Source organism: Lactobacillus sp. C449L (assembly GCF_059900815.1).
Genome location: NZ_JBWXGA010000405.1, coordinates 1 through 406 on the forward strand (window position 1 = coordinate 1; position 406 = coordinate 406).

Below are 406 nucleotides of genomic sequence, written 5' to 3' on the forward strand. Positions count from 1 at the left end.
GTATACGGAGCAGCCTTCGTTCAACAGCGAACGTTTGACCTTCGCCGCAGGGGCGATATACTGAGGCGGTTGATACGGGCTTAGGGAATAAATGCGCCAGGATCGGTCGTACAAATTCAGCTGCGTCTTCTCCTCGAGCAGGTCCATGTTGGATTCCCATAAACTTTGCACGGTGCCGACGTCCTTCCAATACCCTTCGAACGGATACGCGTTCAAGCGGACGCCCTCGTTCAGCATGCTCGGAATAATATCTTTGCCGAAGTCGTTCGACGACTCCGGGTTCGCTTCGTCCATAAGCAAATATGATTTCAAGACGCTCCAGTTGAAAATGTAAATGCCCATCGACGCCAGATTGCTTTTCGGCTCTTTCGGTTTTTCCGCGAATTCGGTGATCCGGTTTTCGTCG

The 406-nt window shown here is 51.7% G+C and carries 1 protein-coding gene; it reads right to left on the minus strand.

Annotation, left to right across the window (positions count from 1 at the left end; all coding sequences use genetic code 11):
- Positions 1-406 (minus strand): sugar phosphate nucleotidyltransferase (locus AC2JF9_RS09995; protein WP_500727462.1); only part of this gene is annotated, 406 nt, incomplete at both ends.